Origin of the sequence: Massilia cellulosiltytica (assembly GCF_047325105.1) — a bacterium.
GTDB classification, from domain to species: Bacteria; Pseudomonadota; Gammaproteobacteria; order Burkholderiales; family Burkholderiaceae_D; genus Telluria; species Telluria orientalis.
This window is the reverse complement of the sequence record NZ_CP168562.1, coordinates 5,555,013-5,568,187: the sequence shown is the minus strand read 5'-3', so window position 1 is coordinate 5,568,187 and position 13,175 is coordinate 5,555,013. Positions and strand designations below refer to the sequence as shown.

Sequence of the window (13,175 nt, the reverse complement as noted above, 5' to 3'; positions counted from 1 at the left end):
TTCCGCGAAGTGCGGAACCAAATTCCGCAATCGCCGGCTGAGGGCCGCTTGGGAGCGCTATGGACGACCTGAAGGGCATACTGACATTCGTGCGGGCGGCGGAGACGCTCAGCTTCGTCGCGGCAGGCGAGAAACTGGGCGTGTCGGCGTCCGCGGTCGGCAAGACGATCGCGCGGCTCGAACAGGCATTGGGCGTGCGCCTGCTCCAGCGCACGACGCGGCGCATCACGCTCACGGACGAAGGCCGCCATTTCTACGATTCCTGTCATCGTGCACTCGACGATCTGGAGCGTGCCCGGGCGCTCATGGCGGCGTCCGCGCAGAAGCCGCGCGGCCGGCTGCGTATCAGCCTGCCGGCGATCGGCTACCGATTCCTGCTGCCCGTGCTGCCGGCATTCGCCGCGCAGTATCCGGACGTCGAACTCGACCTGGATTTCAACGACAGGCTCGTGGACGTCGTCGAGGGCGGTTTCGATGCCGTGATCCGCAGCGGCGCGTTGGCGGATTCGCGCCTCGTCGCGCGCCGGCTCGGCGCGTTCCGCTTCGTCCTGTGCGCGGCGCCCGGCTATCTCGCGCGTGCCGGCGTGCCCCAGGCGCCCGTCGACCTGGCGCAGCACGCGTGCGTACGCTACCGGTTCCCGGCGACGGGGAAGCTTCAGTCGTGGATCCTGGCGGCCGATGGCGCGGAGCCGGCGGGCCTGCGGACTGCGCTCACGTGCAATAACATGGAAGCCCTGCGCGAGGCCGTCATCGGCGGCCTCGGCATCGGCTACGTTCCCGATTTCCTCGTACGGGACGCACTGGCCGCGGGCGTGCTGGCGACGGTCCTCGACGCGTCGGTAACGGCGTCCGGGCAGTTTTCGATCGTGTGGCCCTCGAGCCGGTTGCTGTCGCCCAAACTCAGGGTGTTCGTCGACTTTGCGTGTGCGCGGCTGTTCTCATCGTGATGACCGGACGCCGAGGGCGTTCACGCGTCCTTCGGCGCCGGCGTCTTGTCCTTGTACTCGCACAGGTCGTTGATGATGCAGTTCCAGCACTTGGGCGTGCGCGCCACGCACGTGTAGCGGCCGTGCAGGATCAGCCAGTGGTGGGCGTCGTGCAGGAAGTCCTTCGGCACGAATTTCAGCAGCTTCATCTCGACTTCGTCGACGTTCTTGCCCGGCGCGATCTTCGTGCGGTTCGCGACGCGGAAGATGTGCGTGTCGACGGCCATCGTCGGTTCGCCGAACGCCGTGTTCAGCACGACGTTCGCCGTCTTGCGGCCCACGCCGGGCAGGGCTTCCAGCGCCTCGCGCGAGCGCGGCACTTCGCCGCCGTACTGGTTCACGAGGATCTCGCACGTGGCGATGACGTTCTTCGCCTTGTTGTTGTACAGGCCGATCGTCGAGATATAGGTCTTGAGCTCGTCCAGGCCCAGGTCGAGGATCGCCTGCGGCGTGTTCGCGACCGGATACAGCCTGCGGGTGGCCTTGTTGACGCCGACGTCCGTCGACTGCGCGGACAGCAGCACGGCGATCAAGAGTTCGAACGGCGTCGTGTATTCGAGTTCGGTGGTGGGATGCGGATTGGCGTTGCGAAAGCGCGTGAAGATCTCGAGGCGTTTGGCGGGATTCATCGATGCGTCAGTCTTTCTTGTCGGAGGCGGCTTTCTGTTTCGCGCGCTCGATGGCGGCGGCGATGATCGCGCGCTTGCGTTCCTTTTCCGCCAGCTCCTCGGCCGTATTCGTCGTTTCCGCCGTCACGGCGCGCATCTTTTCCAGCGCCTTGGCGGCCAGGCGCGCGTCGTTTTCTTCTTTTTCGCGGCGCAGGCGCTCCGTGCGGAAATCGTGGCGGGCGCGCGCGGCGTCGGCCTCTTCCTGCGACCATGCGGCCCAGCCGGTCGGCTCGCTCGCGGGATCCTCCGTGCGCGGGATCATCGCGATGCAGTCGACGGGGCAGGGCGCCACGCACAAATCGCAGCCCGTGCACAGGCTCGGAATGATGGTGTGCATCTGCTTGGCGGCGCCGAGGATCGCGTCGACGGGGCAGGCCTGGATGCACAGGGTGCAGCCGATGCACAGGCTCTCGTCGATGAACGCGACGGGGCGTGGCCGCTCGACGCCGTTGGCCGGGTTGATCGGGATGACGGGCCGGCCGGTGACCCGCGCCAGCCGCGCAACGCCTTCCATGCCGCCGGGCGGGCACTGGTTGATCTCGGCTTCGCCGCGCGCGATCGCTTCCGCGTACGGGCGACAGGCGGGATAGCCGCACTTGGTGCACTGGGTCTGCGGCAGCAGGTCTTCGATCTGGTCGGCGAGCGTCTTGGTCACGGCGGTGCTACTTCGAAACTGGATAGACCGTCATTATCCGCTAAAAGCCCCGTACAGGCGAAATGCCCTTGGGTAATGCAGATCGCATGCTTCCGTGAGGCAGCGTACCGAGTGACGGTCCAGTCCGGTGGTCTACTGGAGTCCAGGCAATGACAATCAGGAGGGTCTCATGAACACGAAGCACCTCGCCATGTCCACGCTGCTGGCCGCGCTGCTGAGCGCCGCCGGCGCATCGAGTTTTGCCCAGGATCGTTACCACGGCGACCGGCGCGACGACAGCCGGTATGGCCAGCGCGACAACGATCGCGGCGATCGGCGGGTCGACAGCCGCGATGACCGCCGCGGTGACAACCGCCGCGACGGTTACCAGGCCCGCGGCGGCGGCCGCCACGGCGACGCAGGGTACGGTGGCGATCGCCGCTGGGACGGTGCCGGACCCAACCATGATATCCGCCGCGGCGGCCGTCTGCCGTCCCGCTACCGGAATCACCAATACGTCGTGGACAATTGGCGCGACCACCATTTGCGGCCTCCGCCTCGAGGCTATCACTGGGTGCAGACGGGTGGCGATTATGTGCTGGCGGCCATTGCCACCGGCGTCATCGCAGACCTGATCATCAATCACTGACGCCGCGGGCTGCCTTCAAGGCGGCCCCGGCAGGTGAAACGCCAGGCCGTTCCCGTTCGCGCGGGGACGGCCTTCTGTTATTCTTGACGTGCCAACAACAAAAGAAAGGAGGACATCGTGTACCACGCATTCCTGGACCATACACTTCACCGAACCAGCGACCTTTATGCAAGCGATTCCAACGATCTATTTTCCCGGCCTGTGCGCCGAAGCCCTTTCTTTTTATCGTGACGTCCTGCACGCCGACGTGCTGTTCCAGCTGACGGCGATTCCCGATTCACAACCACGGTTCCTCGATCCCGGCAGTCCCGGCAAGATCATCCGCGCCGGCCTGCGCATCGGCGAGTCGACCGTCTATTTCTCCGAAGGCCATCACCCCGGCCAGGCACCGGTGTTCGCGGGCTTCTCGATGAACCTGCACGTGGACAGCGCGGACGAGGCGGTCCGCATCCTGCAAGCGCTGGGCGAGGGCGGCGACGTCCGCGTGCCGTTGCGCGCCACGGCGTGGGCGGATGCGTTCTGCGCCGTCATCGACCGCTACGGCCTGCACTGGATGATCGAAACGGGCAGTCCGCAATAAAAAATGCCGCGGTCCAGGCCGCGGCATTTCAAGGATCCACCTGCAACGCTCAGGCGTTCTTGCGGATGAACTCGCCAATCATCGGACAAATGATCTCGCGCCAGCGGCGGCCCGAGAAGATGCCGTAGTGGCCGCACTTCGGCGCCGTGAACTGCTGCTGCTTGTCGGCCGGGATGCCGCTGCACAGGTCGTGCGCGGCATGGGTCTGCCCGGCGCCGGAGATGTCGTCCAGTTCGCCTTCGATGGTGAACAGCGCCACGCTCTCGATGTCTTGCGGACGCACGAGCTGGCCGCCCACTTCCCACGTGCCTTTCGGCAGGCGGGTTTCCTGGAATACCGTTTTAATCGTTTCCAGATAATACTCGGCCGGCATGTCGAGGACGGCGTTGTACTCGTCGTAGAACTTGCGGTGCGCCTCCGCCGAATCGTCGTCGCCGCGCAGCAGGTGCTGGTAGAACTCGCGGTGGCTCTGGGCGTGGCGGCCCGGATTCATTGCGATGAAGCCGGCGTGCTGCAGGAAGCCCGGATAGACTTTGCGGCCGAAGCCCGGGTAATTGCCCGGCACGGCATAGATCACCGTGTTCTCGAACCACGAGTACGGCTTTTCGACGGCCAGGTCGTTGACGGCCGTCGGCGACTTGCGCGGGTCGATCGGACCGCCCATCATGACCATCGACTTCGGCAGCTTGGCATCCTTGTTCGTCGCCATCAGCGAGATCGCGGCGAGCACCGGCACGGTCGGCTGGCATACGGAGATCACGTGCACGTCCGGGCCCAGGTGGCGGATGAAGTCCTGCACGTAATAGATATAGTCGTCCAGGTGGAACGGACCGTCCGACAGCGGCACCATGCGCGCGTCGACCCAGTCGGTGATGAAGACGTCCTGGTCCGGCAGGAGAGCGCGGACGGTGTCGCGCAGCAGGGTCGCATGGTGGCCCGACAGCGGGGCCACGACGAGCACCGTCGGCTGCTTGAGCGCGGCAAAGTCCGTGTCGCTCATGTCTTTCTTGAAATGCAGCAGCTTGCAGAACGGCTTGCTGACTACGGGGCGTTCCACGATGCCGACCGTCTTCCCGTCGATGATGGTCGAGGTCAGGCCGAAAGCAGGTTTCTCATAGTCCTTGCCGAGGCGGTACATCAGCTCGTAGCCGGCAGCGATACGCTGCGAAAACGGGGTGTGCGCGAACGGTGAGACTGGATTCGAAAACAGTTTGGCAGAGGCATCGGCCCACTGCATCAGCGGGTTCAGGAAGGAGCGTTGCATTTCGTGCAGTTGATAAAGCATAATTTTTTTCCTTCATGACTCTGTGCGCAATTGCAATCGTTTGCGCTACGTGTTCGGTGAATTATAGGCTCATTCGGCTTGGCGTGGGGCAACATCGAGCCTGAGTCACAATCTGTTTATTACCGCATTGCACAATATGTATCACACTTGTCAGCACCCGGTTCGTTAAGTGCACTACATAAGAAAAATGCCCCGCACAGGCGGGGCATTTTCGTCGTAGCTGAGTTACGGAACGTCAGTCGAACACAGGCGTTTCGACGCCGAGGATCTTGTGCAGCTTCGGCGACGTCGTCGTGTACTGCATGTGGATCTTCTTGTCCGGGAAGATGTACGGCGCGGCGCCGAAGGCGGCCAGCGCGGCTTCGTGGAAGCCCGACAGGATCAGCTTCTTCTTGCCCGGGTAGGTGTTGATGTCGCCCACGGCGAAGATGCCCGGCACGTTGGTCTCGAACTTCTCGGTGTCCATGACCTTCAGCTGGCGGCGTTCGATATCCAGGCCCCACTCGGCGATCGGGCCCAGCTTCGGCGACAGGCCGAAGAACACCATCAGCATGTCCAGCGGCACGCGGCGGGTCACGCCGTCGGCGCCGGTCACCTTGACTTCGGACAGCTGGCCATCCTTCTCGTCGAAGCCGGTGACCTGGCCGGTGATCAGTTGCATTTCGTAGTCTTCGCACAGCTGCTTCATCTTGGCGACGGAAGCCGGGGCGGCGCGGAAGTCTTCGCGACGGTGCACCAGCACGACGGATTCGGCCTTGCCGACGAAGTTCAGGGCCCAGTCCAGCGCGGAGTCGCCGCCGCCGCAGATGACGAGGTTCTTGCCTTCGAACAGGCTCGGATCCTTCACGCGGTAGAACAGCTGGCTGTTCTCGAACTTCTCGATGCCGTCGACCTTGATCGTGCGCGCCTGGAACGAACCGACGCCGGCCGCGATGAAGATGGTCTTGGTGATGAAACGGGTACCGGTCGACGTCTCGACGTTGAAGCGGTGGTCTTCACGGCGCTGGACGGTGGTGACTTCCTGGCCCAGGTGGAAGGTCGGCTCGAACGGCTCGATCTGCTTGAGCAGGTTGTCGGTCAGTTCCTGGCCGGTGCAGACGGGCACGGCCGGGATGTCGTAGATCGGCTTGTCCGGATACAGCTCCACGCACTGGCCGCCGACGGCCGGCAGCGAATCGATCACGTGGGCCTTGATCTCCAGCAGGCCCAGCTCGAACACCTGGAACAGGCCGACCGGGCCCGCGCCGATGATCACGGCATCGGCTTCGATGGCGCCGGCAAAGGAGCTGTTGGGAGCGATGGTGCCCACTTCGGGGGTCGTAGTCATGCTGTTTTCCTGAAAATTATGAGCTGTAGATAAGCGAGGGCGATAGTGTGCCATCAATGGCGCACACCTGCAGGGACCGGCAAAGGACGCCGGCCGCAGCGGGCCGGCGTACACGAACGTATCAGCGGGCCAGTTGGTCCAGCTTGTTCTTGACGTCTTTCCACTCTTCCGCGTCGGGCAGGGCCGGCTTCGTTTTCGTGATCGACGGCCAGTTACGCGACAGGTCGGCGTTGATCTTGATGAATTGCTGCTGGTCCGACGGCACGTCTTCTTCCGCGTAGATCGCGTTGACCGGGCACTCAGCCACGCACACGGCGCAGTCGATGCACTCGTCCGGGTCAATGGCGAGGAAATTCGGGCCTTCCCGGAAACAATCTACCGGGCATACATCCACGCAATCGGTATAGCGACAACGGATGCACGATTCGGTGACAACGTGGGTCATAACAGTCCTATCAATGAGTGGAAGCGGCGGCGTGTATTGTTCGGAGAGCGGTCGCCGGACGCGGCAAAGCACTGTATTTTAGGGCAATTCTGCTTCTACGACAAATCAGGCTTATACACAATACACATAAGCAAATGTATTCGTAGTCCGCTTGCCAGGCCGCTTCCAGGGCTCACCGAAGCCTGTCCGTAGCCCCCAGGTCCACGACCGCCGTCGTCGCAACGGCCGCGCCGGAACCGTCCGTCACCGTGACCGTGGTCAGCGCCACGGCCGCCGGCGGCTCGCCCGCCGGACCGGACCGGCCGTGCGCCGCGCACCAGCGCGCGAGGGCGTCCGCCTCCGCCTGGAGCACGCGTTCGACATCGTAGTATTCGGCCAGGTTCATCGTGCCGCAGCAGGCGCGCCGGTCCTGGCGCGCGCCCGGGGCGTCGGTCACGAGCGGCGCCAGGCGCAGGCCGGCCGGGTGGTCGCCCGTGATCCCGGCCGGCACGTCGAACACCTCGCGCTGGGCGAACCGGTCGCGGATGGCGTTGACGATGGCCTGCGGTTTGCCGTCCTCGAACGCGAGGCGCAGCATCTCGTTGGCCACGTCGGCGAACGTGGCGGCCGCGTCCGGGGCGGCCATCAGCGCGCGCAGCACGAGCCCGCGCAGCCAGCCGGCCACGCGGTGCAGGACGCTGGCGCAATCTTCCAGCGCGGGATCGCGCTCGAGGGCGAACACGTCGGCCAGGATATCGTAGACGGCGCCCGTGAACACTTGCGAGATCGCGTGCACCTCGGTCCCTGCCTGGGACAGGGTGAGGTCGTTGTCGGCATTGCGCAGCCCGGTCGTGCTGCCCAGGGCGAGGCCGAACTGCTCGGCGATGTCGGCCAGGAAGGTCTTGTCGTGCAGGTGCGCCTTGGTCTGGGCGATGACAGCCTCGCACTGGTCGAGTTGGGACAGCGCGAGGAAGATCGCCGTCAGGTCGCCGAACGATTCGTGCAGGCCGCCCGTCTGCGGCGGATTGTCGGCCAGCAGCCATTGCGGCTTGAGGCCGTCCAGCACGGCGTGGCCGGTCTCGTGCGAGACGATGTCGAACGAGCGGCACGTGTACACGCGCGCGGTTTCTCCGGCGGGCACGAAGTCGCCGAATTTCAGGCAGGCCTGCGCGCGGCTGTAATACGCATTCATCACGTTCGGCAGGCCGTATGGCCAGACCTGCAGCGGCGACGTGTCCACGCTGCTGTTCCATTGCCAGGGCAGGGGCATCGCGCTGCCGGCCGTCGACAGCGCGCGCTGGTACATCGTCAGGGTCTGGCGTACGACGGCGAACGTATGGACGGCGTCGAACTGCGGCGTGTCGGGCATCGTCACGAAGTCGCCGAAGGCGTTCGGCTCGACCGGCGGGATGCCGGCATCGCTGGAGGCCAGCACGATGCGCGCGTCGCGCGGCCCCGCCAGCACGACGCCCGGCAGGAAGACCTTGCGCGTACCGATCTCGTCCACCGATGGATCCTGCTTCCACATCAGCACGCGCGCGCCGGAGGCGTAGGGCAGGGGGACGTCACCCGGCTGGCCGCCTTCAAGTGCCGACGCGCTGCCGGGACCGGATTGCGGCCGTGGCCGGCCCGGCTGGTCGAGCAGTTGCGCGGCCTTGCGGTGCTGGCGGTACGAGGCGGTGGGCGTCGGCACGAAACCGACGGGGGGCTGGGTGGGCGTCGAATCCATGGTAGTCCTCCTTGATGACACGAGGAATGGTCGCCCCTTGCCCAAGTTGGGTTTTGAGACTCATCAATTGATTATTCTCTAGGCAAGCGCTGGCCTTTGCGCCCATCAACTGGCATCATGGCGGGCTGTTTGCTTTGAATCAGTAAGGAAATCGAATGCCGGACATCAGCATCACCCAGCCGCACAGCCTGAGCCAGACCGACGCGCGCGCCGCCGCGCAAAAGGTGGCGGACAAGCTGGCTCGCGAATATGGCCTGACGTGCAATTGGGAAGGGGACGTGCTGCGTTTCGCCCGCAGCGGCGTGGAGGGGGCGCTCACCCTGGGCGAGCGCCAGGCCGCGTTGCGCATCAAGCTGGGATTTTTGATGAGTGCTTTCGCGGCCACCATCGAGCAGAAGGTGGCGGAAAGCATGCGCAAGGTATTCAGTAACTGAGTCAGCAGCTGATTACTTCAGGTCTTCGATCAGGTCGACATACTGCTGCATCGCGTCTTCCCGTGCCGTGCCTTTCAGCGCGGCCCACGCGTCGTACTTGGCGCGGCCGACCATGTCGGTGAAGCCGGGGCGTTCGCCCGTGACGTCGCCGCTCGAACCCTGCTTGAACAATGCGTAGATCTTCAGCAGGGTCATGTTGTCCGGACGCTCGGGCAGGTTCTTCGAATCGAGCTGGGCCTGGGCGAACTGTTCTTGCAAACTCATGGTAACTCCTTTGACGATGTGCGGGCATCTTAGCGCATCGTCATCGGAATCACGCCTAACTCGACCGTATTTTAGAAGAGTTGCTCAAACGTCGAGGAGTTCGACGTCGAAGACCAGCGTGGCGTTCGGCGGAATCACGCCGCCGGCGCCGCGCGCGCCATAGCCCAGGCTCGCCGGGATGATCAGGCGGCGCGCGCCGCCCACCTTCATGCCCTGCACGCCTTCGTCCCAGCCGCGGATCACGTGACCGGCGCCCAGCGGAAACTGGAACGGGTCGTTGCGGTCCTTGCTGGAGTCGAACTTGACGCCGGTGCTGCCGTCGTCGTTCTGCAGCCAGCCGGTGTAGTGCACGGTCACGTAGTTGCCGGCCTTCGCTTCGGCGCCGCTGCCGACGACGGTGTCTTCGTATTGCAGGCCGGAATTCGTGGTGGTGATGGACATGGATCTTCCCTTGTTATTCAGAGTGAAAGGCCGATTGTAGTCCATGACCTGTCAAAGCGCTATTAACGCTCTGTCCACTGTGTTGCGGCCGCGCGCCGCTTGTGTGCGATTCCATCGTTCTACGCTTCGGAGCGTTCAAGTTTCCCCGTAGAATAAAGCTTCCTTCCACTGAGCCTGTGTCGTTCCATGCTGCGTCGCCTCCACAAGTCCCTCGTCCTCGGTTTTACATTGTTTTCGGCCATCCAGGCTGCCCATGCGAACGTCGTGGTCGTGCTCAATTCGCGCGATGCCACCGTCCAGCTGCTCGACCAGAAGACGGGCGCCGACAACGGTACGTTTGCGGTCGGCAAGGAGCCTCATCACCTGATGGCCACGCCGGACAACAAGTCGGTCATCGTCGCCAGCTCCGTCGGCAACGAACTGATCTTCCTCGACCCCGTCTCGGGCAAGATCCAGCGCCGCCTGGCGGACGTGCTCGACCCGTACCAGATCGGCTTTTCGCCGGACCAGAAGTGGTTCGTGTCGGCGTCGCTGCGCCTGGACCGCGTCGACGTCTACAAGTACGAAGGCGGCAACCTGTTGCTGAGCAAACGCCTGCCGCTCGCGCGCATGCCCAGCCACATCGCGTTCGACGCGGCCAGCACGACCGCGTTCGTCACGCAGCAGGGGAGCGACCAGGTCAGCGCCATCGACCTGAAGACGCAGACCGTCAAATGGACCCTCCCGGTCGGCAAGCTCCCGGCCGGCATCGCGATGACGCCGGACGACAAGTACCTGCTCGTCGGGATCATGGGCAGCGACTACGTCGAGGTGATCGACTGGCGCGCGCAGAAGACCGTCAAGCGCATCAAGACGGGCAACGGCGCCCACAACTTCCGCGCCCTCGGCGACCGCCGCCACGTGTTCGTGTCGAACCGCGTGCAGAACTCGATCAACATCATCGACCAGACCACGCTGGAAAACGTCGGCATGATCCCCGTGCCGGGCGGCCCGGACTGCATGGAACTGACGAACGACGGCAAGACCTTGTGGGTGACGCTCCGCTGGATCAAGAAGGTCGCCGTGATCGACGTCGCCAGCCGCAAGGTCATCAAGATGATCCCCGTCGGGCGTTCGCCGCACGGTGTGTTCTTCGCCAACTCGGCGCCGCGGATGTGATGCAGCGTGCTGCTGTCGGGTTTCTGCTGGCCGTCGCCTCTGTCGCGCACGCGGGTGACGCGCCCGCGTGCAAGGGCACGATCTACCTGACGTTCGACACGGGCAGCCAGTCGCAGGCCGGGCTGATCGCCGACACGCTGCGCCGCCACCACATCAAGGCCACGTTCTTCCTCGCCAACGAGAAGACGGTGCGCGGCGACTGGTCGCTCGATCCGTCGTGGGCGGACTACTGGAAGGCCCGCGTGGCGGAAGGCCACGCGTTCGGCAGCCACACGTTCGACCACGTGTATTTCCAGCGCGACGAGGCGGACGGCCGCATCGTCGTCAAGCCGCAGTTCGGCGCGCACGCGGGGCAAAAGCAGACGTGGTCGCAGCAGCAGTACTGCGACGAACTGCGCCGCGTCGACACGCGCTTCGAACAGCTGACGGGCCGCCGCCTGGACCCGATCTTCCGCACGCCGGGCGGCCACAGCTCGCCCAACATCCTCGCGGCCGCCAGGGCATGCGGTTATCAACACGCGGGCTGGGCGCCGGCCGGCTTCTCGGGCGACGAGACGTCCAGCGACAAGTTCCCTAACGCCGTGCTGCTGAAGCGCGCCCTGGACAACCTGAAGGATGGCGACATCTTCATGGCCCACATGGGCATCTGGTCGCGCAAGGACCCGTGGATGCCCGCGAACCTCGAACCGCTGATCTCCGGTCTCGAGCGCAAAGGCTTCTGTTTCGCTACACTGAGAGCGCATCCGGACTACCGATAAAAACATGATCCAGCTAACGACATGAGCCAGCATTTCCTCGATGGTTTCGCCTTCCTGCAGGGATGGCTGTTCGAGAACGCGGTCGAACCCGCGATGTTCGCCATGGGTCTCGGCGAATACATCGAAGACGCCTTCGAAGGCGTCGAATGGTTCCTCGCCGGCCTGTGCGAAGTGGCCGCCCTGTACCTCGTGCTGCGGCCGCTGGAAGCCGTCATCCCGGCACAGAAGATGACGGACCGCCGCGCGCGCATCAACGATTTCATCTACACGCTGATCCATCGGCTCGGCTTCTTCAGCATGGCCGTGTTCTTCACGCTCGACCCGGTCATGGACAGCATCGCCGCGGCGCTGCGCATGGAAGGCGTCCGCCCGTTCAACCTGGAGAACCTGATGACGGGCTTCCACCCGCTCGCCGGCTTCCTCATGTACCTCGTCGTGCTGGACTTCTTCGATTACTGGTTCCACCGCGGCCAGCACAAGTTCCGCTGGTGGTGGGCCCTGCACAGCCTGCACCACAGCCAGCAGAACATGAACCTGTGGAGCGACGACCGCAACCACCTGCTGGACGATCTACTGCGCGACGTCTACATGGCCGTCATCGCGCTGGCGATCGGCGTGGCGCCGAGCCAGTACGTGCTGCTCGTCTCCGTCTCGCGCGCGCTGCAAAGCCTGCAGCACGCGAACGTGCGCATCCACTTCGGCCGCCTGGGCGAGCGCCTGCTCGTGTCGCCGCGCTTCCACCGCACGCACCACGCCGTCGGCATCGGCCACGAATCGCAGGGGCGCGAGCTGGGCGGCTGTAATTTCGGCGTGCTGCTGCCCGTCTGGGACCAGCTGTTCGGCACCGCCAACTTCGCGCCCGGCTGGCATGGCACGGGCGTGCGCGACCAGTTCGCGCGCACCAATCCGGACGGCACCGTCCGTCCCGCCCGCGACTACGGCCGCGGTTTCTGGCGCCAGCAGTGGCTCGGCCTCGTGCGCCTCGTCGAAGCCGGCAACCGGCGCAACGCGGCATGATGCGCCCCGTCGCCATCGCCTACGGCCGCGCGCTGCGCTCCCAGTTCTCGGGACGCATGCTGCTGTTGTCCATCGTGCCGCTGCTGCTGTCGCTCGCGTTGTGGGGCGGCCTGCTGTACGCCGGCATGCAGCCGCTGCTGGACTGGCTGCACGCGGTCTTCGCCGACTACGGCCTGTTCGAGACGAGCGGCAGCATCCTCGCCACCCTGGGTCTCGGTTTCCTGAAAACGCTCGTGATCCCGCTCGTGGCGATGCTCGTGCTGCTGCCGCTGATGATCATCACGTCGCTGCTGTTCATCGGCGTCGGCGCGATGCCCGCCATCGCGCGCCACGTCAGCCGCGTGCAGTTCCCCACGCTCGAACGGAAGGAAGGCGGCAGCTTCATGGGCAGCCTGGGCGTCAACCTGTCGGGCATCGTCGTGTTCGCGCTGCTGTGGCTCGTCACGCTGCCGCTGTACGCGCTGGCGCCCGTCGCCATCGTCGTGCAGGCCGTGCTGTGGGGCTGGCTGACGGCGCGCGTGATGGGGTACGACGCGCTCGCCATCCACGCGAGCCTGGAAGAACGCCGCACGATCGTGCACGCGCACAAGCGCTCCCTGCTGCTGATCGGCACCGTGTCCGGGCTGCTGGGCGCGCTGCCGGGTGTCGCGTGGATCGGCGGCGCGCTGTTCTCCGTCGTGCTGTTCCCGTTCCTGGCCGTGCTGTCGATCTGGCTCTACCTCGTGATCTTCATTTTCACGGGCCTGTGGTTCCAGTACTTCTGCCTGCAGGCGCTGGCCGACCTGCGGGCCGGCCAGGTAACGAAAGACGCCTGAACCGCT

The 13,175-nt window shown here is 64.9% G+C and carries 16 protein-coding genes; 8 read left to right on the top strand and 8 right to left on the bottom strand.

Features of this window, described 5'->3' with window-relative positions; genetic code table 11:
* Positions 1 to 59: 59 nt before the first annotated feature.
* Positions 60 to 947: a LysR family transcriptional regulator gene (locus ACEN9H_RS24285; RefSeq protein ID WP_413672376.1), complete on the top strand. Its 888-nt coding sequence runs from the start codon at positions 60 to 62 to the stop codon at positions 945 to 947.
* A gap of 20 nt (positions 948 to 967) precedes the next feature.
* On the opposite strand, the gene nth is transcribed toward ACEN9H_RS24285, so the two are convergent.
* On the bottom strand, positions 968 to 1,615 hold the full coding sequence (nth, locus tag ACEN9H_RS24280; RefSeq protein ID WP_259448886.1) for an endonuclease III: 648 nt from the start codon (positions 1,613 to 1,615) through the stop codon (positions 968 to 970).
* A 7-nt stretch (positions 1,616 to 1,622) separates the two neighbouring features.
* A complete protein-coding gene (rsxB, locus tag ACEN9H_RS24275; protein WP_413672375.1) occupies positions 1,623 to 2,309 on the bottom strand; it encodes an electron transport complex subunit RsxB in 687 nt (228 codons plus the stop codon).
* Positions 2,310 to 2,478: 169 nt separating this feature from the next.
* On the opposite strand from rsxB, the gene ACEN9H_RS24270 reads away from it, so the two are divergent.
* Positions 2,479 to 2,937, top strand: a complete 459-nt coding sequence (locus ACEN9H_RS24270; RefSeq protein ID WP_413672374.1) for an RcnB family protein — start codon at positions 2,479 to 2,481, stop codon at positions 2,935 to 2,937.
* A 166-nt stretch (positions 2,938 to 3,103) separates the two neighbouring features.
* Positions 3,104 to 3,517: a VOC family protein gene (locus tag ACEN9H_RS24265; RefSeq protein ID WP_371768598.1), complete on the top strand. Its 414-nt coding sequence runs from the start codon at positions 3,104 to 3,106 to the stop codon at positions 3,515 to 3,517.
* A gap of 49 nt (positions 3,518 to 3,566) precedes the next feature.
* Here ACEN9H_RS24265 and ACEN9H_RS24260 read toward each other — a convergent pair whose 3' ends face one another.
* From ACEN9H_RS24260 to ACEN9H_RS24245, 4 genes are all read right to left on the bottom strand, one after another.
* On the bottom strand, positions 3,567 to 4,802 hold the full coding sequence (locus tag ACEN9H_RS24260; RefSeq protein WP_413672373.1) for a polyhydroxyalkanoate depolymerase: 1,236 nt from the start codon (positions 4,800 to 4,802) through the stop codon (positions 3,567 to 3,569).
* 235 nt (positions 4,803 to 5,037) lie between these two features.
* Positions 5,038 to 6,129 (bottom strand): NAD(P)/FAD-dependent oxidoreductase, encoded by a 1,092-nt coding sequence (locus ACEN9H_RS24255; protein WP_056123168.1) that lies wholly within the window; start codon positions 6,127 to 6,129, stop codon positions 5,038 to 5,040.
* Between the two features lie 121 nt (positions 6,130 to 6,250).
* On the bottom strand, positions 6,251 to 6,574 hold the full coding sequence (fdxA, locus tag ACEN9H_RS24250) for a ferredoxin FdxA (protein ID WP_056123170.1): 324 nt from the start codon (positions 6,572 to 6,574) through the stop codon (positions 6,251 to 6,253).
* A gap of 172 nt (positions 6,575 to 6,746) precedes the next feature.
* Entirely contained in the window at positions 6,747 to 8,282 is a 1,536-nt protein-coding gene (locus tag ACEN9H_RS24245; protein ID WP_413672372.1) for a hypothetical protein, read from the bottom strand.
* Between the two features lie 155 nt (positions 8,283 to 8,437).
* Between ACEN9H_RS24245 and ACEN9H_RS24240 the strand changes: the two genes are divergently transcribed.
* Positions 8,438 to 8,716, top strand: coding sequence for a polyhydroxyalkanoic acid system family protein (locus tag ACEN9H_RS24240; RefSeq protein ID WP_371763644.1), 279 nt, complete (start codon positions 8,438 to 8,440; stop codon positions 8,714 to 8,716).
* Positions 8,717 to 8,728: 12 nt separating this feature from the next.
* On the opposite strand, the gene ACEN9H_RS24235 is transcribed toward ACEN9H_RS24240, so the two are convergent.
* Positions 8,729 to 8,980 (bottom strand): acyl-CoA-binding protein, encoded by a 252-nt coding sequence (locus ACEN9H_RS24235; protein WP_056123177.1) that lies wholly within the window; start codon positions 8,978 to 8,980, stop codon positions 8,729 to 8,731.
* 84 nt (positions 8,981 to 9,064) lie between these two features.
* Positions 9,065 to 9,421: an FKBP-type peptidyl-prolyl cis-trans isomerase gene (locus ACEN9H_RS24230; protein WP_413672371.1), complete on the bottom strand. Its 357-nt coding sequence runs from the start codon at positions 9,419 to 9,421 to the stop codon at positions 9,065 to 9,067.
* A gap of 186 nt (positions 9,422 to 9,607) precedes the next feature.
* On the opposite strand from ACEN9H_RS24230, the gene ACEN9H_RS24225 reads away from it, so the two are divergent.
* Genes ACEN9H_RS24225 through ACEN9H_RS24210 form a run of 4 tightly spaced genes read left to right on the top strand, consistent with a single transcriptional unit; the run spans position 9,608 to position 13,169 of the window.
* Positions 9,608 to 10,579 carry a cytochrome D1 domain-containing protein gene (locus tag ACEN9H_RS24225; protein WP_056123179.1) on the top strand — a complete coding sequence of 324 codons (972 nt, stop codon included), beginning with the start codon at positions 9,608 to 9,610 and terminating at the stop codon, positions 10,577 to 10,579.
* Entirely contained in the window at positions 10,579 to 11,337 is a 759-nt protein-coding gene (locus ACEN9H_RS24220) for a polysaccharide deacetylase family protein (protein WP_413672370.1), read from the top strand. Before ACEN9H_RS24225 ends, ACEN9H_RS24220 begins: the two co-directional genes overlap by 1 nt.
* A gap of 21 nt (positions 11,338 to 11,358) precedes the next feature.
* Positions 11,359 to 12,354: a sterol desaturase family protein gene (locus ACEN9H_RS24215; RefSeq protein ID WP_056123182.1), complete on the top strand. Its 996-nt coding sequence runs from the start codon at positions 11,359 to 11,361 to the stop codon at positions 12,352 to 12,354.
* Complete coding sequence (locus ACEN9H_RS24210) at positions 12,351 to 13,169, top strand: EI24 domain-containing protein (protein WP_371768592.1); 819 nt, start codon at positions 12,351 to 12,353, stop codon at positions 13,167 to 13,169. The genes ACEN9H_RS24215 and ACEN9H_RS24210 overlap by 4 nt, the downstream gene beginning before the upstream one ends.
* The last annotated feature ends 6 nt before the right edge of the window (positions 13,170 to 13,175 follow it).